Source organism: Pseudoalteromonas sp. SR41-8, assembly GCF_014163915.1.
In the GTDB taxonomy this organism is placed as follows: domain Bacteria; phylum Pseudomonadota; class Gammaproteobacteria; order Enterobacterales; family Alteromonadaceae; genus Pseudoalteromonas; species Pseudoalteromonas rhizosphaerae.
The window spans coordinates 50,996-76,091 of the sequence record NZ_JACJEE010000003.1; the positions used below are offsets into that span (position 1 = coordinate 50,996).

22 protein-coding genes are annotated in these 25,096 nt (G+C 40.5%); 4 read left to right on the forward strand and 18 right to left on the reverse strand.

The window, feature by feature from the left end:
• The first annotated feature begins 94 nt into the window (after nt 1–94).
• Nucleotides 95–1,270: a putative zinc-binding metallopeptidase gene (locus H5162_RS03125; protein ID WP_149982509.1), complete on the forward strand. Its 1,176-nt coding sequence runs from the start codon at nt 95–97 to the stop codon at nt 1,268–1,270.
• Between the two features lie 147 nt (nt 1,271–1,417).
• Here H5162_RS03125 and H5162_RS03130 read toward each other — a convergent pair whose 3' ends face one another.
• The 5 genes from H5162_RS03130 to H5162_RS03150 form a co-directional block, all read right to left on the reverse strand.
• The gene (locus H5162_RS03130; RefSeq protein WP_182759326.1) at nt 1,418–1,888 is read right to left on the reverse strand and encodes a hypothetical protein; all 471 of its coding nucleotides are present in this window, start codon (nt 1,886–1,888) and stop codon (nt 1,418–1,420) included.
• A gap of 14 nt (nt 1,889–1,902) precedes the next feature.
• Nucleotides 1,903–2,334, reverse strand: coding sequence for a hypothetical protein (locus H5162_RS03135; RefSeq protein ID WP_182717430.1), 432 nt, complete (start codon nt 2,332–2,334; stop codon nt 1,903–1,905).
• A 216-nt stretch (nt 2,335–2,550) separates the two neighbouring features.
• Complete coding sequence (locus H5162_RS03140) at nt 2,551–3,948, reverse strand: M28 family peptidase (protein ID WP_182777620.1); 1,398 nt, start codon at nt 3,946–3,948, stop codon at nt 2,551–2,553.
• 203 nt (nt 3,949–4,151) lie between these two features.
• The gene (gene gdhA / locus H5162_RS03145) at nt 4,152–5,504 is read right to left on the reverse strand and encodes an NADP-specific glutamate dehydrogenase (RefSeq protein WP_145233158.1); all 1,353 of its coding nucleotides are present in this window, start codon (nt 5,502–5,504) and stop codon (nt 4,152–4,154) included.
• Nucleotides 5,505–5,838: 334 nt separating this feature from the next.
• Nucleotides 5,839–6,312: a DUF1456 family protein gene (locus H5162_RS03150; protein ID WP_145233406.1), complete on the reverse strand. Its 474-nt coding sequence runs from the start codon at nt 6,310–6,312 to the stop codon at nt 5,839–5,841.
• 135 nt (nt 6,313–6,447) lie between these two features.
• Here H5162_RS03150 and H5162_RS03155 point away from each other — a divergent pair, with 135 nt between their 5' ends.
• Complete coding sequence (locus H5162_RS03155; RefSeq protein WP_182777622.1) at nt 6,448–7,212, forward strand: spermidine synthase; 765 nt, start codon at nt 6,448–6,450, stop codon at nt 7,210–7,212.
• Here the strand turns inward: H5162_RS03155 and H5162_RS03160 are convergent.
• The 5 genes from H5162_RS03160 to H5162_RS03180 all read right to left on the reverse strand — a co-directional run bounded on the left by H5162_RS03160 (nt 7,209) and on the right by H5162_RS03180 (nt 11,901).
• Nucleotides 7,209–7,742: a DUF924 family protein gene (locus H5162_RS03160; protein ID WP_182777623.1), complete on the reverse strand. Its 534-nt coding sequence runs from the start codon at nt 7,740–7,742 to the stop codon at nt 7,209–7,211. The two genes, H5162_RS03155 and H5162_RS03160, sit on opposite strands and share 4 nt — an antisense overlap.
• A 9-nt stretch (nt 7,743–7,751) precedes the next feature.
• Complete coding sequence (locus H5162_RS03165; protein WP_145233155.1) at nt 7,752–8,996, reverse strand: lipoprotein-releasing ABC transporter permease subunit; 1,245 nt, start codon at nt 8,994–8,996, stop codon at nt 7,752–7,754.
• Nucleotides 8,986–9,684: a lipoprotein-releasing ABC transporter ATP-binding protein LolD gene (gene lolD, locus H5162_RS03170; RefSeq protein ID WP_145233154.1), complete on the reverse strand. Its 699-nt coding sequence runs from the start codon at nt 9,682–9,684 to the stop codon at nt 8,986–8,988. Before lolD ends, H5162_RS03165 begins: the two co-directional genes overlap by 11 nt.
• The gene (locus H5162_RS03175; protein ID WP_145233153.1) at nt 9,677–10,894 is read right to left on the reverse strand and encodes a lipoprotein-releasing ABC transporter permease subunit; all 1,218 of its coding nucleotides are present in this window, start codon (nt 10,892–10,894) and stop codon (nt 9,677–9,679) included. Before H5162_RS03175 ends, lolD begins: the two co-directional genes overlap by 8 nt.
• 137 nt (nt 10,895–11,031) lie before the next feature.
• On the reverse strand, nt 11,032–11,901 hold the full coding sequence (locus H5162_RS03180; RefSeq protein WP_179959209.1) for a LysR family transcriptional regulator: 870 nt from the start codon (nt 11,899–11,901) through the stop codon (nt 11,032–11,034).
• A 117-nt stretch (nt 11,902–12,018) separates the two neighbouring features.
• On the opposite strand from H5162_RS03180, the gene H5162_RS03185 reads away from it, so the two are divergent.
• Together H5162_RS03185 and fghA are read left to right on the forward strand one after the other, a co-directional pair.
• Nucleotides 12,019–13,140: an S-(hydroxymethyl)glutathione dehydrogenase/class III alcohol dehydrogenase gene (locus H5162_RS03185; protein WP_145233151.1), complete on the forward strand. Its 1,122-nt coding sequence runs from the start codon at nt 12,019–12,021 to the stop codon at nt 13,138–13,140.
• Nucleotides 13,141–13,199: 59 nt separating this feature from the next.
• Nucleotides 13,200–14,042, forward strand: a complete 843-nt coding sequence (gene fghA, locus H5162_RS03190) for an S-formylglutathione hydrolase (RefSeq protein ID WP_182730618.1) — start codon at nt 13,200–13,202, stop codon at nt 14,040–14,042.
• Here the strand turns inward: fghA and H5162_RS03195 are convergent.
• From H5162_RS03195 to H5162_RS03230, 8 genes are all read right to left on the reverse strand, one after another.
• Nucleotides 13,996–14,379, reverse strand: a complete 384-nt coding sequence (locus H5162_RS03195; RefSeq protein WP_182759329.1) for a hypothetical protein — start codon at nt 14,377–14,379, stop codon at nt 13,996–13,998. The genes fghA and H5162_RS03195 overlap by 47 nt on opposite strands.
• A 210-nt stretch (nt 14,380–14,589) precedes the next feature.
• Nucleotides 14,590–16,101, reverse strand: coding sequence for a BCCT family transporter (locus H5162_RS03200; RefSeq protein WP_310736413.1), 1,512 nt, complete (start codon nt 16,099–16,101; stop codon nt 14,590–14,592).
• A gap of 222 nt (nt 16,102–16,323) precedes the next feature.
• Nucleotides 16,324–17,937, reverse strand: coding sequence for an ABC-F family ATPase (locus H5162_RS03205; RefSeq protein WP_145233148.1), 1,614 nt, complete (start codon nt 17,935–17,937; stop codon nt 16,324–16,326).
• 268 nt (nt 17,938–18,205) lie between these two features.
• Nucleotides 18,206–19,762 (reverse strand): SulP family inorganic anion transporter, encoded by a 1,557-nt coding sequence (locus tag H5162_RS03210; protein WP_145233147.1) that lies wholly within the window; start codon nt 19,760–19,762, stop codon nt 18,206–18,208.
• Between the two features lie 123 nt (nt 19,763–19,885).
• Nucleotides 19,886–20,344 carry an Lrp/AsnC family transcriptional regulator gene (locus H5162_RS03215; protein WP_016707271.1) on the reverse strand — a complete coding sequence of 153 codons (459 nt, stop codon included), beginning with the start codon at nt 20,342–20,344 and terminating at the stop codon, nt 19,886–19,888.
• Between the two features lie 89 nt (nt 20,345–20,433).
• On the reverse strand, nt 20,434–21,075 hold the full coding sequence (locus H5162_RS03220; RefSeq protein WP_182777625.1) for an MBL fold metallo-hydrolase: 642 nt from the start codon (nt 21,073–21,075) through the stop codon (nt 20,434–20,436).
• 3 nt (nt 21,076–21,078) lie between these two features.
• On the reverse strand, nt 21,079–22,881 hold the full coding sequence (locus H5162_RS03225; RefSeq protein ID WP_182734250.1) for a M14 family metallopeptidase: 1,803 nt from the start codon (nt 22,879–22,881) through the stop codon (nt 21,079–21,081).
• Between the two features lie 185 nt (nt 22,882–23,066).
• Nucleotides 23,067–24,974 (reverse strand): beta-ketoacyl synthase, encoded by a 1,908-nt coding sequence (locus H5162_RS03230; RefSeq protein ID WP_182777627.1) that lies wholly within the window; start codon nt 24,972–24,974, stop codon nt 23,067–23,069.
• Nucleotides 24,975–25,096 lie beyond the last annotated feature (122 nt).

Consider the following 25,096-nt stretch of genomic DNA (forward strand, 5'->3'; position numbering starts at 1 on the left):
TTGCTAACTTTATAATTTGTTAGCAATATAGCTAATGTAAGTCTGTTCACTGAATAATTTGTCATTGTATTTATCAACGGATACGGTAAAAAATATGAAAACGTTTAAATGTAACTGCAAAGATAATCAAATATTGTTTTTTGAAAGTAGTCACTGCCTTGCCTGTGGCAAAACTGTTGGTATTGATGACAATTTTAACCTTGTAGAACCCTACGAATTTAATGACACAACGGGCTTATATTACAAAGCGTCAGCCCCTGATGTGCCCTATCAAAAATGTGATAACAATGCACACTATAAGGCATGCAATGGCATGGTTGATATCGACAGTTTTGTACCAGCGCCAGACACAGAAGAAGTGCTGTGTTTCGCATGTCGGTTTAATGAAACAATCCCAGATCTAAGTATTAATCAACACATTCCACTTTGGACCAAAATGGAAACAGCAAAACGCCGGGCATTGTATACGCTTAAAGCGCTTTCTTTACCATTAAATAACCTCAGCCAAGATGCCGAAGGTGGCCTTAGTTTTGATTTTATAACCGACCGCAGTGTTAATGACCATTTCGTGACTAAATTAGCAGGTCAAGAAAATGTTTTTACTGGCCATAACTGCGGCCATATTACAATTAATTTGGCTGAAGCTGATGATGTCGCTCGATCACAAACAAAGCATGCTATGGGTGAGCGCTATCGCACTTTGCTTGGTCATTTTCGTCATGAGTTAGGGCATTATTATTTTGACCAGTTAATTGCAAATTCACCGCAAAAACATGCTTTATGTAAACAATATTTTGGCGATGATTCTTTAGATTACCAACAAGCGATTGATGCCCATTATAAAAATGGCGCTCCTGCTAATTGGCATGAAAACTATATTAGTGAATACGCCACCATGCACCCTTTTGAAGACTGGGCAGAAACTTGGGCGCACTACATGCATATTATTGATACTTTAGAGACAGCAAAAAATTTCTCTATTACAGGTTCTACACTCGGTAATGAATTTGAAGTTGAGGACACTGATGAGTTAAGGCTACCGCAAAACTCGTATTACTTTAATAGCCAAACATCAATCTCAGTAATGTTGGATAGCTGGATGGAATTTTCGATTATTTTAAATTCGTTAAATCGCAGCATGGGCTTAGCTGATGCTTATCCATTTGTTTTAACACAGGCGGTACGCACTAAGCTTTCGTTTGTTCATCACGCGATCCATAACAGACTTAACCTTATGCCTGATTTAAATACAACAGCTGAGAACACATAACAACGGCTTTGATAATGTAATTTCGGCAAATGCTCTATCCGGATTAACAGCACTGACACAGATAACAAACCGCAGTACGTTATCAGCCAGCTAACACAACACATCCGCTAATGAGTATGACCTGTATTGCGTTATAAACTTTTGGTATTACAAACTAAAGCTTGCCTGATACTTAGTTGAAATTAATCGTACTCGTTCAAATGGCCAATGCTCAGCGAGCCAATGTAAGATGCATAACCGTAAGGTATTATTTAATTCCTGACTATCATTACGTAGCCAAAAAGTAATCTCACTATCGAATTCATTGTTCACCCCAGGATCAATATACACTGAGCCTAGGCAGCGTGTTTTTTTCGAGTTTAATATCGCATAAGCAAATGCTTTTTTTTCGTTAAACTCTGCGGCATGTTGAGCTAAGCTTTGACGATTCTCTTCAAGGGTCATATCGGCTTTTGGCCAATCAGGCTTGGGGGCGAATATACCTTTTAGCTGCGGCACACTTGACATTACAGCAGTAAAATCAAGCTCGACTACCTGCTCATTTAATGGAGTAAAATAAAACGCAGTTGTTTGCAGCGCTTCTGGGGGGTTAAAATCCGTCGATACAAATAAAGACATTGCTTCCTTCCTTGCTAATATTTAACTGATAAAACCAGCCATTGTTGTTTTAATCCTATAAAATGAAAGCCGCCAATCAGTAAACAAATGATCGAGCTCCAAAGCCAAAACATCTCACTGCGTCCTAGCGGATTAGTCATTAAATATAATCCTGCAATACCGCGAAATAAATAAATCGCAGTTACCACAACTAACACAAAGCGTATGAAAGGTAGCTGTTTGAACAAACCCGCGGCTGAAAAAGCATATAACGACCAAACGCTTAATACAAAAGCGATGAAGAAAGTGATCAGCGAAGGCGTCAACTTACCCTGCTCTGCGAGCATTGCCATGTGCTCACCAGCACCGAAAAAGCGATACCACGGCGCACCAAAAACAATACAACCAAGGTGAGCGAGTGCGGCTAAAGCACTTAAGCTGCCTGCAATCAGCAAAAATAGGTTCATACACTGTCAACTAATTCACATTTAACTCCACCATAATACGAAAAAGCTATTAACTTCAAGTATTCACTGAAATTATTGTATGAAAAGCGTACATTCATAAACTAAGGTCAACATAAAATACAACTATTGCTGTTCAATTGTGAAGTCCGCTACTAAATTGTCTTGCCTGATATTCAAGCGCAACTGTAATTACGCTTGAATATCAGACGCTACACATTACTTTAGTGTTTGCTCAAACGCACCTACATCGCCAGGGAAAACCACCGGTGATTCAATACCGTCTTTATTAACCGCAGCAACCCCAAAATAATAATTATCAATGACTACATTTTTAAGAGTCGCTTCACTTACATCACCCACATAGCGGCTAAACTGCCATTGTGGTTCACTGGTATAACGCCAATAGAGTCTGTACCCCGTGGTCGTTTTATCATTATTTTTTTGCCATTTTAAGGTCGTACTAGGTTGCACAGCACCTGATATTTCAACGTTATTAGGTGGTGCAGGTGCCCATGCCATTGACGCTAAACTTACCGCATTAAGCGCTGTTAATTTTGCGGTATAATCAAAATCAACGCCATCAATGGTATCACCATAAACCATACCATCCTCAGTGCGTAAGTCTTGATGTTGATGGTTATAATTTTCGTTCGTTTCCATTACCCTTACAGCAGCATAACCCATGTCGTTAAACGGGCGATGATGCCCTCCTCGACCAAAGCGATCGAGTCGATAAACTAACAATGTGTCAAGATTGGGAATATAGCGATCGGCAATGGTATCGATATAACGGGCTAAATTACGACTAGCTGAATCGACCTCGCCACCGGTAAAACGGCGTTTATGCGCTTGCTCTTTGGTTTCAATAACCCGCGTACCTTCAGAGAAAATACGTGCAGTCGTGTTATCAGTAACGCCATTAATACCAGTAATATTACCAATCATGTCATTATTGAGTACACCGTGTACTTGCCAGCCTTGCTTTTGTGCATAGTCGGCTAAAATTTTACCACCAAAAAGTCCTTGCTCTTCGCCTGAAAGCGCGGCATAAACAATTGAGCCATTAAATTTATATTTAGATAACACGCGAGCTGATTCAATCACCCCAGCAACACCCGATGCATTATCATTCGCCCCTGGTGCGTCGCTGGTAAAATCCATTACATCGCTGACCCGTGAATCAATATCGCCCGACATCATCACCATCCGGTTTGGCTGATCAGTACCGCGTTGAATAGCAATAATATTCACCACTTCAACAGGATTTGGAATACGCTTTTCGCCAGAAATGGTATCTTTAACTTCTATTACTTCTAAACAGCCACCGCATTGCTGAGAAATTTTCTCAAACTCAGCCTTGATCCAACGCCGAGCTGCACCAATTCCTCGGGTGTTTGATTTCGTTTCTGATAACGTATGACGAGTGCCAAAATCAACAAGTGTTTGAATATCACTGCCAATACGTGTTGCTGAAACATCAGTGGCAATATCATGAAGCTTGGTTTGATCTTGATAATTTAGCTCAGCGGCCAAGGTGCTTGTTGAAATAAACAATGTAGTTATTAAAATAGCGGGCTTGAGGGTCGATAGCTGATAGGTTTTATGATCAGACATAGTGTTGATGCTCTTTATTATTTGATAAATATACAATACGTGAGCAGTTACCTGCTGCAAATAATTTTGAGACCAACACCTGTTTAACTCGTTCAATCACTGATTGGTTAGATAAACGGGATAATAATCGCGGTATGAACAAATATACGTCAATAAAAAACCCACCAATATAGTGGGCTTATGCATAGTAAAACTATCGTATGTTAAACAACACCTTGCTCAATCATAGCATCTGCTACACGACGAAAAGCAGCAATATTAGCACCTAACACTAAATTACCAGGTTGATCAAATTCAGCGGCTGTATTACTTGCAGTATCAAAGATATTTTTCATTATTTGTTGCAGCTTAGTATCGACCTCTTCGAACGTCCACATTTGCATACTGGCATTTTGCGCCATTTCTAATTGGCTCGTCGCAACACCACCCGCATTAGCTGCTTTGCCAGGGCCATAGGCTATTTTAGCAGCAAGCAACACATCGACCGCTTCTTTAGTACTTGGCATATTTGCGCCTTCACAAACTAATATACAGCCATTGCTTATTAACGTTCGCGCATCAGCTTCAGTTAACTCGTTTTGCGTCGCACAGGGAAAAGCAGCATCAGCAACAAAACGCCATACCGCATGTCCATCACTTGGGTAATCTGCACAAGCAATATACTTCGCATCGCTGTGGGTTTCTAAATAGACAGCTAAACTTTCACGCGCACCTTCTTTAAGCTTTTTAACAAGTGCAACATCAATACCTGATTCATGATACAGCGTACCGCTTGAATCACTGCAAGTGATAGGTGTTGCCTCTAATTGATAAAGTTTTTCCATCGCGTAAATTGCCACGTTCCCGGCACCAGAAACTAAACAGCGCTTACCTTTAAGTGAGTCATCATTGTCTTGCAACATGTAATTGGCAAAATAAACAGCGCCATATCCTGTCGCTTCTTTTCGAGCCAATGATCCACCCCACAATAAACTTTTGCCGGTAAACGCACCGTCGTAACGTCCGGTCAACCGTTTATATTGACCAAACATATAGCCTATTTCGCGTGCCCCAACGCCAATATCACCCGCAGGCACATCGGTGGTTGGGCCGATATGACGATACAGCTCGTTGATAAATGATTGGCAAAAACGCATTATTTCGCTGTCAGAGCGGCCCTTAGGATCAAAGTTTGCGCCGCCTTTACCACCACCAATCGGTAAGCCAGTTAACGCATTTTTAAAAATTTGCTCAAACCCTAAAAATTTTATGATGCTGGCATTTACACTTGGATGGAAACGTAAACCACCTTTGTATGGACCTAAGCTTGAGTTAAATTCAATTCGATAGCCTTTATTGACATGAATATTACCGTCATCATCAACCCAAGGGACTCTAAACATAATTTGACGTTCAGGTTCAACTAGACGTTGAATAATCGCATTTTTTTGATAGTCGGCTGAGTTTTCAAGAATAGGTTCAAGTGATTCAAGCACTTCTTCAACGGCTTGATAAAATTCGCATTGTGCTGGGCTAGTTTGTTTTAAATGTGCAATGGTATCATGGATATAATTCATAATTATTCTTCCGTGTTAAAAGTTATGCTTGTCTCAGATGTTAAAATAGACGTGATCAAGTTTATGGGTCATCTAGTTAAGAGCCTTAAAAATTGTAATATTTTTAACACTGTAACATGATAAACCTATATATTTAACGTTCGATAACGTGAATTATTTTTGAGTTGATACGCAAGAGCAACAATTAACGCTCATTAAAAAAGAATATAAATTTATGAGATGTGAATAAATAAAGATTTAAATACTAACGCAGAGAGCAGCTTAAAACACCGATGCTTAAAGTGGGGTTAAAAATCATATCCGTACGATATAAATACGGATATGAACACGTAAATTATTCGCCGCTTGCCTCTGGACGAAGTTGTAGCTGTAAACCAGTTAAAAAGTTACGTAATATTTGGTCATTACATACGCGATAATGCTTGTTATCGGCTTTACGAGAAAATGCACTTAACTCATGCTTACTCAAACTAAAATCAGTTAAGGCAAGGACATCGATCACGTCTTCCGTTTTCATATTTAATGCGATACGTAATTTCATTAAAATAATATTATTATTTAATTTACTTTCTGGCGCTGGTTGCTCACCGTCGCGCTTACCGCGCTTTGTATTAATAAAACCATTTAAAAAAATGGCAAACTCAGTATCACTTGGATCTACGTAACCCTCTTCCCCTTCTCTGGTTAGCCAACCAATCACTTGTTGTTGAGTCACGTCATGATCTGCTGCAGCAAAAATTTCAATCATGGTAGTATCAGCTAAATTAAAGGTATAGCGAAGGCGGCGTAAAATATCATTATTAGTCAAAGTAAATTCCAGAGTAAGATAAGACAACCAAGCAGGTATTGCTGGCTTATGAGTAGCCATACAGTTTAGCAGAGTTAACAAGGCCACCCTATTGATTTTTTGTTTTGCTCAACATCCCCATTATGAAGGAACGGCATGATTGATTTAACGCCATTTACTACCGATGCATACCTAGTAGCAACGATCCAAAGTAAGCAAGACACGCTAAAGATTTTTGAAAATGCTGATTATCGTTGGCTTACACTCGGGGATAAGCTAACTTTACAAGGTGTAATGGAAAAATCACAACCGCAGCAAGTATGTAATCCGGTAAATCAAGCTATGCTGCTATTTTTGCTTTGTAGCGAACCCTACTCACAGATATTAAATTTAGGTTTAGGCAGCGGTTGTTTTGAACGAGCAGTGACTAATAAAGCCGGATTTGAATTAACGACTGTCGAAATTAATCCGAATGTAATTAAAGCAGCTAAGCAGTATTTTTTCCTCAATGACAACAATCATATTGTAGCGCAATGTGCTGAACAATTTATTGCTCAAAGTAGCCGCAAATTTGATGTGATTTTAATTGATGTTTTTAGTGGTAAATCGCAGCCAGCGTTTTTACAAAAGCAGGCATTTTTGTGCGACTGTCATGCTCGACTTAGCACATACGGTAAGATCTGCATCAACTTTACTGCAAAAAATAAACAACAATTAATCGCTCTACTAACGACACTTCGAAGTCTATTCAGTCATATTGTGGTGATTGAATTTAACCAATATAAAAATATTGTGCTGATCGCCAGTGAGCAACGCCTTGATGCTATTAATATTGAACAGATAAAACAGCACAACAATTTTAGCTCGCCTGATTTAGCTGCTGAAATTAAACAATTATTTCATATACCTAAGCTTGATTAAAAATGCGAGCCTGGTTGAGCTAAAAACGCAACTTCCTCGGCGCTGGACTGACGCCCTAAAATAGCATTTCGGTGTGGGTAGCGACCAAACTGATCGATAATATTTTTATGGGCAAGTTCATAATCTTCATTACTCAAACCTTTAAATAATACCATCGCCTGTTGGTGTATAAAGCTCGATTCGCTGTGCATAAACGGCATATAAAAAAACACCCGCTGCTCAACAGGTAATAATTGATCAAAGCCTTTTTCGATTGCCAACTGTGCCAATGTTAACGCTTGCGGATCTTGACTAAACGCGTGAGGGGTATCCCGGTAAATATTACGAGAAAACTGATCAAGCACAATCACTTCAGCTAATGCACCTAAGGCAGTCACTCGCCAAGACGCATACTCGCCTGTTGTAATAGCTATCAACAGATCACTAAATGTATCTCGTATCTTAATATCTGTAGCATCAGATTTTTTATACCAACCAGATGGACCAAGTTCATCAAACCAATAATCAATTACTACTTGATAACTAAACATAAATTTCCCTTAGTTGCCTAATACCTTGGCTGGATCCACTCTTGTTGCCTGCCATGCAGGGTAAATAGTGGCTAATACTGCCAACACAAAAGTTACAATAACAGTGATCACAATATCTTGCCATACCAGCTTACTGGGTAAAAACTCAATAAAATACACCCCTTCCAGCGGGTTTGAGCCTAACAACTGACTCAGTAGGGTAAAAAGCTCACTGATGTTCAGCGCCAGTATCACACCTATAAATGAGCCCAGTACCACGCCAATAAATGCTTGGCTAAGTCCTTGTAAAATAAAGGTCGCTAATATCGTACTGTCTTTAGCGCCCATGGTTTTTAATATCGCTATGTTGGCCTGTTTTTCACGTACTTCCATCACTAATGACGAAACAATATTAAAACTTGCCACCGCAATGATTAAAAACACCACAATATAAACAATGGTTCTGACCATTTGTATATCTTGGTATAAGCTACCTTGGGTTCTAAACCAGCTAGAGATATAAACATAATCATCAATTGTTTGGCCAACCCGTAGCGCAATTTGGTGCGCTTGAAAAACATCGGTTACTGCTAAGCGAAGCCCTGTTACTTGCAGTGGTTCATAACCAAGTACTGATTGCGCCTTACTGAGATGGATGAAGGCAGCAGAACTATCAATAGGGCCACCCATTTCAATAATACCCGCAAGGGTTAAAGTGACCCTTTTGGGTGCTAAAATCTCAGTACTTATCTCGTTAACTTGCGGGATCAATAAGGTAATTAACTCCCCTTGCTTAACACCTAATTGTTTAACAATTTGTTGGCCTAAAATAATTTCGTCTTCGCTTATTTGGCTGACCAACTTGCCATGGGTAAACTGATTAACCGCCGATACGTCACTTTCTAGAGCAGGATCAACCCCTCGCACTTCAACCGCTTTTAGTTCACTTTTGTATTGCGCCATGCCATTGACACTAATAAAAGGTGCTGCACCGGTTACGCCACGTTGCTCTGAGAGCTTTTGAACTTTATCCGGCCAGTTATCAATTGGACGATTAGGCGCAACATATTCAACTTGTGGCACAACGCTTAATAAGCGATGTACTAGTTGTTGTTCAAAGCCATTGATCACCGACAAAGCAACAATTAACACTGCAACGCCGAGTAAAATACCAATGGTTGACGCTTTGGCAATAAAACTAACAAAGCCATTTTTTTCATCGCTGCTGCCGGAGCTTGCTCTAAAACGTTTACTTAAATAGGCACTAAGCAACATGGCTGGCCTCTTTAATTGCCAATTTCCCATCATCAAGGTAAGCAATTTTACCCAGCTTATCGGCTAATTCTAAGTCGTGCGTCACCACTACAAAACTGGTATTCAAACTGCTATTAAGCTCTTTGATCAAATCGTAAATTTTAATCGCATTTTGTTTGTCTAAGTTACCTGTTGGCTCATCGGCCAATACTAAATCAGGTTCGCTCACCAATGCCCGCGCAATTGCCACCCGTTGACGCTCTCCACCAGAGAGCATTGATGGTTTATGGCTACTACGGTGCGATAGCCCTACTTTATCGAGCATTACGAGGGCTTTAGCATTGGCTTTTTTAGCGCTGAGACCTTTGATCAAAAGCGGCATCGCAACATTTTCTAACGCGTTAAACTCCATTAATAAATGATGGAACTGATAAATAAACCCTAAATGCTCATTACGAAATTTTGCTTGCTCAGCACGTGATAGCTTAGCAACTTGTTGACCTTTAATTTTTGCCACACCGGCACTTTGTGAATCCAAAGTCCCCAAAATGTGCAGTAAAGTACTTTTACCAGAACCAGAGCTACCAACGATAGCCAGCATCTCACCTTGTTGTAAGGTTAAATCAACCCCTTTTAAAACCTCAACGTGATTTTCACCATCTTGATACACTTTACTTAACTGTTCACATTGGATAACTAAATCATTCATAGCGCAATACCTCTGCTGGGCTAACATTGGCAGCTTTACGCGCCGGATATAAAGTGGCTAAAAAGCTCATGGTAATACTGCCTACGGCAATCAGCGATAAGCTCATTACGTCAAATTTTACTGGTAAGGCAATCCCTGTTAACAAGTTTAAACCTATGCCTGCCAGCACTTCGTTGATATAAGCACTGAGTAATAAGCCAAGGGCTGCACCGATACTGGTGCCAATCAAACCATTGTACAAACCTTGGATCATAAATACTTGCTGCACTTGAGCCGGCGTTAAGCCAAGCGTTTGTAAAATAGCCACTTCACTTTGTTTTTCGCTCACCATCATGGTCAACGCAGAGACAATATTAAATACCGCAACTAATACAATCAGCGCCAGCAGCATCGACATAATGCGTTTTTCCATTGCGACTGCTGCAAACAAAGTACCTTGTGACTGGCGCCAATCGGTGACTGTATGTTGACTTAAAATTGCACTAGCTGAAGCGCTAAAGGCATCTAGTTGAAAAGGATCGTTCAGTGAAATACTCAAATTAGGAGCACTAGTTTGAGGCAACTTTAATACCCGTTGTAGCGATTCGCCGCTAGTAAAAGCAAGTCCCATATCAATTTCAGAACCTGTTTCATAAATGGCAGCAACGGTGAACAAACGTTGGCTTGGTACGCGACCTAAAGGTGTATAGGTTGACGCATTAGGCATGATCACACGCACTTTATCACCTAAACCAATTCCCAGTTTACGTGTTAAATAACGACTAACCGCAATGTGATAGCGCGATGTCATTACTGTTTGCCAATTACCTTGAATAACTTTATCGCTGATTTTATAAAGCGATGCGTTATCGTCGTACAAACCTTGCAATAGCACGCCATGTAAATCGCGATTGGTTTGTAAAATGGCTTCACCATGGCGATACAAACTCGCTCTTTTCACAAATTTGGACGCAACAATGGTATCTTGCAGCTGGATCATTTGTGCTTGAGTTTGTCCATCAGACGCAATTTCAACATGAGGAATGAGGCCCAACATATTGGTTTTAAGGTTATTTTCAAAACCATTCATCACTGAGCTGACAGTAAATAATGCCATTAAACCAATGGCGATACCGGCAATGGAGAAAAACGAAATAAAAGAGATAAATGCGTTCCCTTTCGAGGAGCGACTGTATCTCAGCCCGATAAACAGGCTAACAGGTTGAAACATAATTATTTATGGTCACATTTAATGCCAATTCAGCGCTCATACTAGCATAAATAAAGCGCCATTGGGTATGCGCAAAAGTGTAAAAATTCATGACAAATCAACTGCTGTATCAAAATTAAGCCGCTTTATTTAAACTTTTAGTTTAGAGATTTAATAAGGTGATCGAGTAATGCTCTGACATTGGTCGCAACAAATTGTCGCGGAGGATACACTCCCCATACACCTTCTGGTTTTGGCTGATTATTGGTTAAAATAGGCACTAAATCACCCGTGGCTAAATCACTCTCAATGTAGTAGTTTGGCACTTGTATGATGCCAAGACCCTTTTTAGCTGCATCAGCTAACGCCCAGCCACTATTACACTGTAACCGCCCCGCAATTTTAATATGTTTATCACGCCCTTGCTCACACACCCGCCAATAACTGCTGTTGCCGACTAAGCATTGATGGTGCTGTAATTCAGCTAATGTGTGAGGTTCGCCAAAACGGGCTAAATAGGCTTTTGAGCAGCAAATTACAAAATGACGTGCACTTAAGCGTCGTGCTTTTAAGCTAGAGTCTTTTAAATGACCAAGGCGAATAGCTAAGTCAAAGCCGCCCTCAAGTAAATTTTCTTGTTCATTGCTCAGCGCCATCACCACTTCTACATCAGGGTGCAGTTGCATAAAAGTATGCACTGCTGGCATCACGAAGCTTTCGCCATACATAACCGGAGCTGTAAGTTTAATTTTACCTTTAGGAGCATTTTGCTGTTGTGCTAATAACGCGGTGGCGTCGTCCATTGCATGCTGTAAATGTTTTGTTTGATGTAAAAAGACTTCGCCTTCTTTAGTCAGTACAACTTTACGGGTAGTACGCGTTAATAATTGGGTATTTAAGCGCTGCTCTAATTGCGTTACATGGCGGCTTATGTGTGCAACGGATACCCCTAATGTGGTTGCAGCGCGGGTAAAGCTGCCTTCTTCACCGACTGCGATAAATTCGTCTATGCCTAACCAACGACTCATTATTACCATACTGTAAAAGTGTTTTATTAAAATGAAGATTAACATTGTTTGAGAAACAAATAAAATAGCGTTATTGTTTTCAAGTCATCTTCGTATTTAACCAGCAAGAGAGTTACTATGTCTGAATTTATAAAATCAAAAGCCGCAATTGCTTGGGGTCCAAATCAACCACTATCTGTAGAAGAAGTGGATGTAATGATGCCTAAAAAAGGCGAAGTAATGGTAAAAATTACTGCTACTGGCGTATGTCACACCGATGCATTTACATTATCAGGTGCCGATCCTGAAGGGATTTTCCCAGCCATTTTAGGGCATGAAGGCGCTGGTGTTGTTTATGCAATCGGCGAAGGCGTAACCAGTGTTGCTGTGGGCGATCATGTTATTCCTTTATATACTGCAGAATGCGGTGTATGTAAAATGTGTACTTCAGGCAAAACAAACTTGTGTTCCGCTGTACGTGAAACGCAAGGTAAAGGCTTAATGCCAGACGGCACGACTCGCTTTTTCAAAGATGGCCAACCAATTTATCACTACATGGGCACATCAACCTTTTCTGAATATACGGTACTGCCAGAGATCTCACTGGCTAAAGTAAACAAAGCAGCATCACTTGAAGAAATTTGCTTACTGGGCTGTGGTGTTACAACTGGTATGGGCGCGGTCACAAACACTGCAAAAGTTCAAGCAGGCGATACCGTTGCTATCTTTGGTTTAGGTGGTATTGGTTTATCAGCAATTATCGGCGCGAAAATGGCTGGTGCCTCGCGTATTATCGGTATTGATATCAACACATCTAAGTTTGATTTAGCCACTAAATTAGGTGCCACAGACTTGATCAATCCAAAAGATTTCGATAAGCCTATTCAAGAAGTTATTGTCGAGATGACCGATGGTGGCGTTGATTTCTCATTTGAGTGTATAGGTAATGTTGATGTCATGCGCTCAGCCCTTGAATGTTGTCATAAAGGTTGGGGGGAATCGGTGATCATTGGTGTTGCTGGTGCAGGACAAGAAATTTCAACTCGCCCATTCCAGCTAGTCACTGGCCGCGTCTGGCGTGGTAGCGCATTTGGTGGGGTTAAAGGTCGTTCACAACTACCTGAGATTGTTGAACGTTACATGGCTGGCGAATTTGCATTAAATGACTTTATCACTCATACCATGGGTCTTGAAGACATAAACGACGCGTTTGATTTAATGCATGAAGGCAAAAGTATTCGTACTGTGATCCACTACTAATATTAAAAATACAGATACCACATAGGGTGTAAGCTATGTGGTATTTTAGCGAGGAATCCATGTTAGATAATTTAAGCGCCACAAAAGTTAGCGGTGGCTGGCACAAGCAATACAGCCATACATCTACAAGCACCCATTGCCCAATGCGGTTTGCTATTTTCTTGCCACCCGGTGCCAGCCAAACTAATAAAGTACCGGTGCTGTATTGGTTATCAGGCTTAACCTGTACGGATGAAAATTTTATGCAAAAAGCAGGTGCATTTAAAAAAGCGGCAGCGCTTGGTATTGCTATCGTTGCACCTGATACCAGTCCTCGTGGCGACACTGTGCCAGACCAAGACAGTTATGATTTTGGCCAAGGCGCAGGGTTTTATTTAAACGCCACCCAAGCCCCCTATAACACGCACTATAATATGTATGATTATGTGGTAAATGAATTGCCTTCGCTAATTGAACAGCACTTTCCCGTGACTGATAAAAAAGCGATTAGCGGGCATTCTATGGGGGGGCACGGTGCGTTGATGATTGCATTGCGCAATCCAAAAAGTTACACCAGTGTTTCTGCTTTTAGCCCAATCACTAACCCTATTGACTGTCCTTGGGGGCAAAAAGCGTTTAGTCAGTACTTAGGAGATGATCAATCACAATGGGCCAATTACGATAGCTGTGAACTAATGAAAAAGGCACACAGTAACGAATTTTTACCAATGCGTATTGACCAAGGTGATGCCGATAATTTTTTAGTCGAGCAACTAAAACCAGACAACCTAACTGCAGTAGCAAAGCAAGTTAATTACCCGCTAACGTTGAATATGCACGCAGGCTACGATCATAGTTACTTTTTTATCAGCAGCTTTATCGACGAACACTTATCATTTCATCAAGTGTATCTTCAGCGTTAATTGTATCCTCTACTGTGAGGTTGTCAGTCGTTACTTCCTCACATTGTTGTATTGATTTAGTTATTCTTTTGCATACCAGAGTAGGCTCTGAGCTTTCTTGCACTAACCCCACTAAAAAACGATCTACTTCGATGCCTAAGTCCGCAAATGACAAAGTCTGTTCATGACTAAAGTAAGTATTATCTTGAGGCGATACATGTGCGGGGGCCTGCGCTAAATCAGCATCATAATTTGTATCCGCTTTTGAATAAATAACTCCATCAACTAATACACCCGCTACAGTGCACGCGCTTAGTAATTGGCTGACAAGTAAAACGCTAATAAAGTGCTTGAACATAAATTTAATCCTTTATATCCCATTGCTTAAATGCGTGAGTTATTATTTAACTACCTCGAATGAGCCAGTTTTTAATAGCATTAGTATTGCTTAGTGGTTGTATCTGGAATACCCACTATAAACGAACAAGTATAAAACTCTGTAAGTGAATGACAATAAAGTAATTAAAAGTTTAAACTAGCTCGATCATAGCAACAGTAATAGGTTTAACTACTCTTGTAACTCCTTCATAAACTCTTTTACAAATCCTATAAGCTGCAAAATAAAAATAAACAAAAAAGGCACTGCACCAATAATTGCAATACTACGGTTAAGTAATTCATTATTTTGTAATAACAATACCCAGCTACTTAGAGCTAAAGTAAAAGACCACACATACAAACTAAATCGATGACTGCTTTTTGTCCCCGCTAAATTACGGATCACTAAAATTGCAGAATCTGCCGAAGTAGCAACAAAAATCAGTAATAATAATAAGCTCGACCAAATAAGCACACCTCCTTGCCAACCTAACTGCTTAAAAAATACAAATAAGCCTTTTGTATAATCAGTTTTAATAGCGGCCATAATGCCACTACTATGGCCGCTATCCCAAGCAATAGCAGATCCCGAAAAAACACTAAACCAAATTAAAGTGACGAAAGTTGGCACAATTACTACGCCAACAATGTATTGCCAAACTGGCCGACCTTGACTTATTTTAGCTAAAAAAACCCCAACAAAAGGTCCCCACGCTAACCACCAAAAATAATAATTATACGTCCAACTATTAGCCCAAGCAGGATCATTTAGTTGACTTGATAATTGCCATGTCCCTGTCACTAATAAGTGGCTATAAAATTTAACGCCACTGATCGCCACATCTATAATCGGTTGTAGTGGTACCATCATGATGAGCCAAATAAGTACTCCAAATGCTAAAAAAACATTAAATTGACTGAGTGTTTGAATACCCTTTTTTAATCCTAAGCGCGCAGATAAGCTAAACAACAGCGCTAATAACATAATAATAATCAAACCAACTAACCAAGGCGAGTTAATGCCAAGCTCAAGCTCAATCCCTTTTCGTAGTAATAATGTTGAATTTGCAATCGTGCCAACTACACCAAAAAAAATAGCTAAAATGGCCACTAACTGGATCACGTATTTACACTTTAGCTGCCCTTCGCGACTTAAAAATGAAGTTGTTACACTCAACACCGGAGCACTTATATCTCCCGCTTTGCCACTGTTATGGCTCAAACCACCTAAGACTAAGCCAAATACTGCGTAGAGTGCCCATGCATGAGCGCCCCAGTTTACTAACGTAATAGCCAATGCAGCACCTTGTCTATCAGGGTAAAGACTTTGCTTTAATGGCGGTTGCAATACGTGCATGGCTGGCTCAGCTACGCCCCAAAAAATTAAACCCGATCCCATTCCTGCAGCAAATAACATTGACAACCAACCAAAAGTTGAAAACTCGACAGATGTATGCTCTCCACCTATTTTACGTTGTCCGAGAGGGCTAATAGCCAGCACAATAACGCTTATCAATAAAAAATTAACTAACAGAAAAAATGGTCCACCCAACACTGATAATGCATTAATGATCAGTGGTTGAATATGCGCGGTGAGCATATCAGGAAATAATAGAGCCCCGCTAACAAATAGCACACACAAGGTGAGCGCTAGTTTTTCAAGATTCGACACTAATTTAGGAATACGAGCTTTAATTACCACATAGATACCTTAAAAATTATACTAATTAAATCGGTTTTATCAGCGCTAACGTTACGACGCTTTAAAGCTACACCAAAGCAACTTTTTAATTTTACATAATTTAGACACAAAAAAACCGGCCGCAGCCGGTTTTCTGATACTTAATACCAATTATATTGATTTACAGAGCTCTTGAACTCGCTTGCATGATCATGCATTTAATAAAACTGAGATCAATAAACTTTACTTTGCAGCCAAAAGCTTCGCTTGCTCTTGTTGGCTTGCCATAAATTCGTTAAAGGTGCCGTGGAAATTAACCACTTCTTTGTCACGAATATCAATAATACGAGTTGCCAATGATGAAACAAACTCACGGTCATGGCTGACAAAAATCAGCGTACCTTCAAAGCCTTTTAATGCATTATTAAGCGCTTCAATGGCTTCCATATCCATGTGGTTTGTCGGTTCGTCCATCACCAAAACATTTACGTCTTGCATCATTAATTTGCCAAACAATAGGCGATTTTTCTCACCACCTGAGCAGTTTTTAGCTTTTTTATTCGCATCATCCGCAGTAAACAATAACCGACCTAACATGCCACGCACCATTAAATCGTTATGCTTGGCTGTACGCCACTGTGACATCCAATCAAACAAGGTTAAATCGTTATCAAAGTCTTTACTACTATCTTGCGGACAATAGCCAATCGATGCATTTTCTGACCATTTTACAACACCGTGATTAGCTTCAAGTTCACCCACTAAACAGCGAATAAAGGTTGATTTACCAACACCGTTTTCACCAATAATCGCAAGTTTTGAACCCGCTTCTAAAATCAGCTCGCCGCCTTCAAACAATACTTCACCGTCAAAACCATGGCCAAAGTCTTCTAAGATCAATGCTTGGCGGTGCATCTTTTTACCTTCATCAAAATACAATGACGGCGCCATTCGGCTTGACGACTTCACTTCATCTAAGCTGATTTTATCCATGCGTTTAGCACGTGAACTCGCTTGTTTTGCTTTTGACGCATTAGCACCAAAGCGGTTAACGAAATCTTGTAACTCTTCAATTTCAGATTGCTTTTTAGCATTACCAGCAAGTAATTGATCACGAATAAGTGTTGATGCTTCAATGTATTTTTCGTAGTTACCTGGGTAAATACGCAGCTCACCGTAATCAATATCAGCCATATGAGTACATACCGCATTAAGAAAATAGCGGTCATGAGAAATAATGATCATGGTACATTTACGCTGGTTAAGTTCGTGCTCTAACCAGCTAATGGTATGAATATCCAAGTTATTGGTTGGCTCATCCAGTAATAAAATATCAGGGTTAGCAAACAAGGCTTGCGCAAGTAAGACGCGCAGCTTCCAGCCTGGGGCTACTTGTGACATTAGACCAAAATGAAATTCTTCTTCAATACCCGCTTTTAATAAAATATCACCCGCGCGGCTTTCTGCACTGTAACCATCCATTTCAGCAAAAACGCTTTCAAGCTCAGCGACTTTCATACCATCTTCTTCACTCATTTCTGGCAGTGAATAAATACGTTCACGTTCTTGCTTTATTTTCCATAATGCAACGTCACCCATGATCACAGTATCAACCACTGAGTATTGCTCAAATGCAAACTGATCTTGGCTTAAGTTACCGACTTTCAGTCCTGGGCCAATTGATACGTTACCTGATGTTGGCACTAATGAGCCATTGAGGATTTTCATGAAGGTTGACTTACCGCATCCATTGGCGCCAATTAAGCCATAACGATTACCGTTACTAAATTTAGCGGAGATATTTTCGAACAAGGGTTCGGCACCAAACTGCATGGTGATATTAGCGGTAGAGATCAAAATGAATTTCCTAAGCAAATACTGACAAGTACACTGTTCGCTGAATAAGGAAAAGTTAATACAGGCAATAAGACGGTATAAAGAGGCCGCGAATTATACAGGCACTAGCTGCACTAGTCGAGCTTAGTCTCAATAATTGCCTCACCGAGCACTGGTTTTTATGTGACTTAAATAAATTTTAATGTCATCTACGGTTTCAGCCAATGATTTGTTCGATAGCAACAAAAAAGCGAAGGCAGTGCCTTCGCTTTTTTATCAAACGTCTCGTTTAAGCAAGTTTGTCTGAAGCAACTTTATAAGTTGGATCTTCTATTACATTAACTTCTACTAAGTCGCGCGCTTTATGTAATAACTGTATACAGTCTGGGCTCAAGTGGCGTAAATGCAACTGTTTACCTGCCTTGGTGTATTTATCAGCTAAAGTATCAATTGCTTCAATGGCACTGTGATCTGCCACTCGGCTGTATTTAAATTCGATGATAACGTCTTTAGGGTCATTTTTAACATCAAACAACTCCGCGAACTTTTTCACTGAGCCAAAAAATAATGGGCCGTGTAGTTCGTAGACTTTAGAACCTTCTTCATCAATGTAGTTTGTAGTAAAAATATGTTTAGCATGTTGCCATGCAAATACTAAGGCTGACACAATCACACCCACACATACTGCAATTGCTAAGTCAGTTATCACCGTTACACCCGATACTAATACAATGACAAAAGCATCTGATTTTGGGACGCGTTTCATCATTTTGAAACTCGCCCATTCAAAGGTGCCTAATACCACCATAAACATCACGCCAACCAATGCTGCCAGCGGCACCATTTCAATCAAACTGGCGGCAAAAATAATGAATGCTAGGAGCATTAATGCTGCTGTAATACCAGATAGACGCGAACGACCACCTGAGTTAATGTTGATCATTGATTGACCAATCATCGCGCAGCCCCCCATCGCACCAAAGAAACCACAGGTAACATTTGCAGCGCCTTGACCAATGCATTCTTTATTGCTGTGACCACGGGTTTCTGTGATTTCATCAATCAGGCTAAGGGTTAATAGTGATTCAATTAAACCAATTGCCGCTAAAATAAGTGCATAAGGTAAAATAATTTTCAGTGTTTCAAAGGTAAATGGCACCATTGGAATGTGAAATTGTGGTAAACCACCAGCAATAGTTGCCGCACTGTCACCAGTCATATCTTTTAAGAAATCAAGTACTGTACGCGCTTCTAAATCAAATCCGATAACAATGGCGGTTACAGTAACAATAGCGACTAATGTTGATGGCACAGCTGTAGTCAACTTTGGCAAAAAGTGAATAATAGCCATCGTTAAAGCGACTAATCCTAGCATGATCATCATCGGCGTGCCTGTCATCCACTGCATGCCACCTTGACCATCGGACACCTTAAATTGACCTAGTTGCGCTAAGAAGATGACAATCGCTAAACCATTTACAAACCCAAGCATCACCGGATGCGGAACCATACGAATAAACTTACCGAGCTTAAACACCCCTGCTAGTATTTGCAGTATCCCCATCAGCAATACAGTCGCGAAGAGATACTCAACCCCATGATCTAGCACTAAACTTACCATAACAACGGCAAGTGCACCGGTTGCACCGGAGATCATACCTGGGCGGCCGCCAAAAATAGCGGTGATCAAGCCAACAATAAATGCTGCATATAAACCAACTAAAGGCTCTACATTTGCAACAAACGCAAATGCAACAGCTTCAGGAACGAGCGCTAGGGCAACCGTTATACCTGATAAGATATCGTTTTTAGCAGAGCTCGGCGCCTTGCTTAATAAGTTAAACATTGAATTCCTCTTCGGGGTGTGGGATCAAAAAAGCGCTGAATTCTAACAAATTAAGCTAAGGTTAACAATTGCAGTAAGAGGAACATGCTAACGCCTTTATAGCGCTAGCATGATTAGATACGATTAAAGTGGCAGCGATGTACTGCGTTTGACACAAGTCATAGTGACATTTGAGTGAACTTCTTGAACAAATTCAAGATTCAATAAATTATCACGAACAAACTGTTCATAGCCTTCAATGCCTTTAGAAATGATCCGCAACATAAAGTCCATAGTGCCAGCCATACTGTAACATTCTGTTACTTCATCATAACTTAGGATAAGTCGTTCAAACTCAGCTAAATTTGTACGGCCATGATTTGATAAACGAACATGAGCGTACACTAGCATATCAAAGCCGAGCTTTTTCTCATCCAATAAGGCAACTTTGCCTTTGATGTAACCATCTTGCTCAAGCTTAGCAATACGACGCCAACAAGGTGATTGAGATAAACCGACTTTATCAGCAATATCAGCGGTCGAAAGACTTGCATCTTGCTGTAACAGTGCCAAAATTTGGCGGTCAACATGATTTAGAGACATTTTATTTCTTATTTATTTTACTAAATTGGTTAAATTATACATTGGTTTATAGGTTGAGTCTTGTACTTTTATGCATTTATTATGCGCAACTAACCAAATTTACCACTTATAAATGGATTCGATATGCGCTCAGTCAGCACTTTAGTGTCAGGTCCATGCCCAGATAGAATTCGCGTTTCATCAGGCAGTGTCAAAATTTGATTTTTAATCGAGTCAAGTAACTGCTGGGCATCCCCTTTAGGGAAGTCTGTACGCCCTACTGAGCCTTTAAAAATAACATCACCCACTATCACTAACTGATGTGTTGCTTCATAAAATACAATATGCCCAGGCGTGTGGCCCGGACAATGACGAATGTCAAATCGCAATTGACCCAATGTAAACGTATCACCATGACTTAACCAATGCTGAGGATGAAAAGGCGCAATTGGTGCAAAGCCAAACATTTGCGCTTGCATAGGTAATGCATCAAACCAAAACAATTCGTCTTTTTGTGGCCCGACAATATCAACAGAAAAATGCTCAGCAAGTACTTTTGCCGCACCGACATGATCAAGATGGCCATGGGTGAGTAAAATACACTGCAAGCTTAACTGATGCTTGGCAAGCTCAGTAATGATTTTATCAGCGTCGCCACCTGGGTCGATAACCGCTGCGTGGCGTGTTTGTTTACAAATAACCACTCGGCACTTTTGTGCAAAAGCGGTCACCGGTACGGTAATTATTTCCATATGTTAATTCTTTATTTGCGGTTTAGTGTCAAATGTCATCAGCACAGGATACTTTAAATAAGCTTGATCATAAAATGGCGTATGCTCATAGAGCCAGTTTAATCGTGCTTGTGCATCTTTAGCAAAAGCGGCATCCTCACGAATTTTTTTATCAAACTCAAGTGCAAGTGCCGGTTTATCTTTGAGCATATGGCGAGCATACGGCGCTAATGCATAGTTTTCCATGTACTCAGTACGTTGAAAAATCGTATTAAACTCACCCCACGCAAAAAATGAATCCGGTGCTTTGGGGTGTAAAAGATGGGCAACTAACTCACCGAAAGGTTGAGCAGTTTCAACTTTAGACCAACCGATCAGAGACTTTTCTGGTACATCGACAAAATCAAAATCTGCGTTTACTCTAAAACGTCCTTCAAACGGTGCTTTATCAAATTCATGCTTTGTTACTACCGCGACTTTTAAATTAGTTACCAGCTCATCACTGCTCACGTTTTCTACTGTAATACCATGTAATTTGAGTTTTTCGACAATGTCTGGATACGCAGGTGGAATATAAAATGTACTTGGTACGGTGATCACGGTTTTTGCGTCCTTCTGCCAGTAAATAGGCAACGCATCATAGTGCTGTTTTTCGCCTAAATACTTTACTTCCATCTGGCCACTCAAGGCGCTTTTACTGCGCGAATATTTGATCCCTGCAAATGCGATAGTGTTTGGCTCTTTTGCATAACTGCGTTCAACAATAAGCTGGCTTGGCACAAAAGCTCGTTCTTTTTCAACCGCTTCGGTTAATTGATGATGATGTTGCGCCAATGCTGAAATAGCCCCATCTAAAAATACATAGGTGCCAAGTACACGTTGTTTATACGGTTTTAATGAATGATTTTCGACAAGAATTGTGGGTAACGATCTTAAATCCCCCCAACCATTCGAATAACGAGGCGTGGCAACCCAGCCCGCTAAGCCTTTTTTAAACTCGCGCTTATCCATTACAAATACCAGCGGTCCAGGTATATGGCCTTGCTCTTGTAATTTTGTGTCGATAATAGGTTTAAAATAATTATTGAGCGCATCTGACACACTTGGCGATTCACTGGCAAATACGGGGTTGTACCCGTAAGTTACATCGTATTGATAATCTGCACCGTCAGTCACATGCACATCGATATATAAATCTGGGTTAAACTGCTTGATCACCTTTAATACACCACGTACTTCTGGAGTATCTAGTTTAGTGAAATCACGATTTAAATTTAAATTATTAGCATTGGTTCTAAAGCCCATTTCAACTGGCCCACGCTGGTTTATGCGATTAAACTGACTACTACGCTCATGGCCATCAACATTTAAAATAGGAATAAATAAAATGTTCACTTGGCTTAAAATATCTCGACGTTTACCGGTTGCAATATCGCGTAGCAACATAAACATCGCATCTTTACCGTCAATTTCGCCGGCATGAATTCCCGCTTGAATAAAAATAGTCGGCTTGGCGTTTTGCATTAACTGCGAAGGTGTAAATGCACCATCTTCGCTTGCTACCATCATGTTGATCGCACGGCCACTGGCACTATGTGCAATAGTTTGCACTTGGAATTGGGTAGGGTTTGCTGCAACAAGACGATCTACAAAGGCCATAGTTTGCTGATAATTTGGTGACTTTAGCCCTTCGCTTAGTTCGAAATCAGTGGTTAATGGGCCTTTTTGTTGTATCAGTGCCAAACTTTGACCTTGCCATGGCAACAATGGCGGTAAATGGCTATCTAATGTAACACTGGCACTTAACAATAATAAACTGGCGATCATAGGACTCTCAAACGTTGGCCTCTTTAATAGCTTGAAATTATAACAAGGATAAATGACAGATCGCGTAAACTGCGGTGATTCAACAAAAAAATGCAGCCAATGACAATTTAAAAACTTTATAGGGCTAATTTTCACGCATTAAAAAAGGCGCTATAAAAGCGCCTTGCCACTCAAGAATAATGTGCTTAAAACATATCTTGATAAGGATTCGTTTTACTAAATGCAATGGCTTTATCAAAACCGGGAATATGCATGTCGGTATCAGAAATGACAATTTCATCTTCATCAATCATGCCATCACCAAAGCGATAGATTAGCTCATATTGTCCTAAGTCAGCTTGTTGCTGATAATTAGTCTGAGCAGCTGTAACGGTTTGATTGCTCAATGCATATGCATCCATCACCGCACTACCATGGCGTTTTGCTAACATTTTCATGGTCACCATGGGTGACAAAACAGTGGCTGTGGCATTATTTCCGCCAAAGCCTTTTGAATTAATAAAAGCAATATCCATGTCTTCGCATTGATAATGCTCAGTACGAATATCTAAATACTGGTTATGCACATCGTCGGCCACTTTATCTATGGTGGTAATACCCGGCATAATATTATGTGCAAATACACCCAGCGCCATCGCTAATTGGTCGCCACTAGCTGGCGCAATTGTGTGCCCTACATACGCTTTTGGTGCTGCTACTTTCCAATTATCAATGGCAAACGTTTGTGCCACCTTATGATAAATTAATGACTCTGTTACGCGGTTTTGCGGTGTGCTTGAACCATGCGCTAAAATAAAGCTACGTTGTTGTAATGCTTCTTTACCTAATAAGCTCGTGGCTAATGCCGCTGACTTCGCCATGGTTATATAATTACCCGGTCCCGGTGATGTAATTGATTTTTTAACACCATCAGCATTTACAAATACATCAGGCACGCAGCCTAGAATGTCTGCACCCAACTCCAGTGCTAACGCATCATCCATTAGAATCGCTACTTGTGCGCCTTCACCTAAAGTAAAGCCACAATTTTCGCCAAATGGGCGGCTACTTTTACGATAATCAGGCTCATCATCATTGCTTAAGTTATCCAAGCGGCGTAAACCTTCAATATTCGCCAGCGCACTCATATTACCAAAGCCTTCAACAACTTCAGGAGTAATTGCGCATTCAACACTTGCCACAATAGCAACACGTGTACGCCCTGCTTGTACATCGTTTACTGCAGCGCGCAAGTTATATAAAAATGTTGCACACGCGCCTGAAGTTGAAAACGTAGTGCCTACATTGCCCGTCACATAGGCATTAATAAAATCGGTCGACATTGTATTTAAGCCAAGCGCTAACTGCTTGGTGCTGACGCGATCACCTTGCTGGCGCGCTTTTACTAAACCACCTAAGCCCTTGTCATCCATTTGACCAATAACCGACGCTGAATAAGTGCCAATTTTATCAGGCTCAACACTATTCATAATGTGTTGCCAATCGAGTCCGGTTGATTTAATCGCGTCAGTAGCAGCAAATATAGTGGCTTGTAAACCACGTGGCTGGTAGCGACTGTTGTACATAATAGACGGATCAAACCCTGTTGGTAGTTGCCCAGCCGATTTAATCGGATTATCGCGAGTAGAATCATGTTTAATATCAAACTGAGCCGCAATGGTTACTTTTACTTTTTTATTTTCAAGCTCTTCTACTTGCCAACTTGTAGGGACCGGCGAAGGTAAATCTTTACGACGTGTTTCAAACACAATAGCGCTTTCATCTGACGCGGTTAACGTCATTTTTTGCTGCCACGGTGTTGCATCGACATCAAAATGCTCTTTTTCAATTTTACGAATTAACGTACCGGCAATAATTTGCTCACCAAAGCGTGCTTCTATGTCGCTTTGCTCAACAGTATTGCCTTGTAAATCTTGCAGTTGCCCATTCACAAGACTCACTAAATTCATTAACGTGGCGAGGCCTAAAAATGTTTCTTGGCGGGCTTGAGTATCTAAGTTATTTAACACGATACGACGATAACCTTGATGAAAAGAAGTACGGCCTGCGGCGTTAATTCCACCCATGCCGATAATAACGGGTAATGCTGTCATAATTTACCTTGAGAAAACGTGTTATAGGAGAAGCTTGCAGTTTAGATGGATTTAATTATCAACATTGTGCTTAAATAGCCAAATAATGAGCCTATGAGGCCAAATCAAACTGGTCGGAGCAA

Excerpts from the sequence above, each read along its gene's own strand:
- H5162_RS03125 (WP_149982509.1), top strand. The coding sequence starts at position 95 with ATGAAAACGTTTAAATGTAACTGCAAAGATAATCAAATATTGTTTTTT.
- H5162_RS03130 (WP_182759326.1), bottom strand. The coding sequence starts at position 1,888 with ATGTCTTTATTTGTATCGACGGATTTTAACCCCCCAGAAGCGCTGCAA.
- H5162_RS03135 (WP_182717430.1), bottom strand. The coding sequence starts at position 2,334 with ATGAACCTATTTTTGCTGATTGCAGGCAGCTTAAGTGCTTTAGCCGCA.
- H5162_RS03140 (WP_182777620.1), bottom strand. The coding sequence starts at position 3,948 with ATGTCTGATCATAAAACCTATCAGCTATCGACCCTCAAGCCCGCTATT.
- gdhA (WP_145233158.1), bottom strand. The coding sequence starts at position 5,504 with ATGAATTATATCCATGATACCATTGCACATTTAAAACAAACTAGCCCA.
- H5162_RS03155 (WP_182777622.1), top strand. The coding sequence starts at position 6,448 with ATGATTGATTTAACGCCATTTACTACCGATGCATACCTAGTAGCAACG.
- H5162_RS03160 (WP_182777623.1), bottom strand. The coding sequence starts at position 7,742 with ATGTTTAGTTATCAAGTAGTAATTGATTATTGGTTTGATGAACTTGGT.
- H5162_RS03165 (WP_145233155.1), bottom strand. The coding sequence starts at position 8,996 with ATGTTGCTTAGTGCCTATTTAAGTAAACGTTTTAGAGCAAGCTCCGGC.
- lolD (WP_145233154.1), bottom strand. The coding sequence starts at position 9,684 with ATGAATGATTTAGTTATCCAATGTGAACAGTTAAGTAAAGTGTATCAA.
- H5162_RS03175 (WP_145233153.1), bottom strand. The coding sequence starts at position 10,894 with ATGTTTCAACCTGTTAGCCTGTTTATCGGGCTGAGATACAGTCGCTCC.
- H5162_RS03180 (WP_179959209.1), bottom strand. The coding sequence starts at position 11,901 with ATGAGTCGTTGGTTAGGCATAGACGAATTTATCGCAGTCGGTGAAGAA.
- H5162_RS03185 (WP_145233151.1), top strand. The coding sequence starts at position 12,019 with ATGTCTGAATTTATAAAATCAAAAGCCGCAATTGCTTGGGGTCCAAAT.
- fghA (WP_182730618.1), top strand. The coding sequence starts at position 13,200 with ATGTTAGATAATTTAAGCGCCACAAAAGTTAGCGGTGGCTGGCACAAG.
- H5162_RS03195 (WP_182759329.1), bottom strand. The coding sequence starts at position 14,379 with ATGTTCAAGCACTTTATTAGCGTTTTACTTGTCAGCCAATTACTAAGC.
- H5162_RS03210 (WP_145233147.1), bottom strand. The coding sequence starts at position 19,762 with ATGTTTAACTTATTAAGCAAGGCGCCGAGCTCTGCTAAAAACGATATC.
- H5162_RS03215 (WP_016707271.1), bottom strand. The coding sequence starts at position 20,344 with ATGTCTCTAAATCATGTTGACCGCCAAATTTTGGCACTGTTACAGCAA.
- H5162_RS03220 (WP_182777625.1), bottom strand. The coding sequence starts at position 21,075 with ATGGAAATAATTACCGTACCGGTGACCGCTTTTGCACAAAAGTGCCGA.
- H5162_RS03225 (WP_182734250.1), bottom strand. The coding sequence starts at position 22,881 with ATGATCGCCAGTTTATTATTGTTAAGTGCCAGTGTTACATTAGATAGC.
- H5162_RS03230 (WP_182777627.1), bottom strand. The coding sequence starts at position 24,974 with ATGACAGCATTACCCGTTATTATCGGCATGGGTGGAATTAACGCCGCA.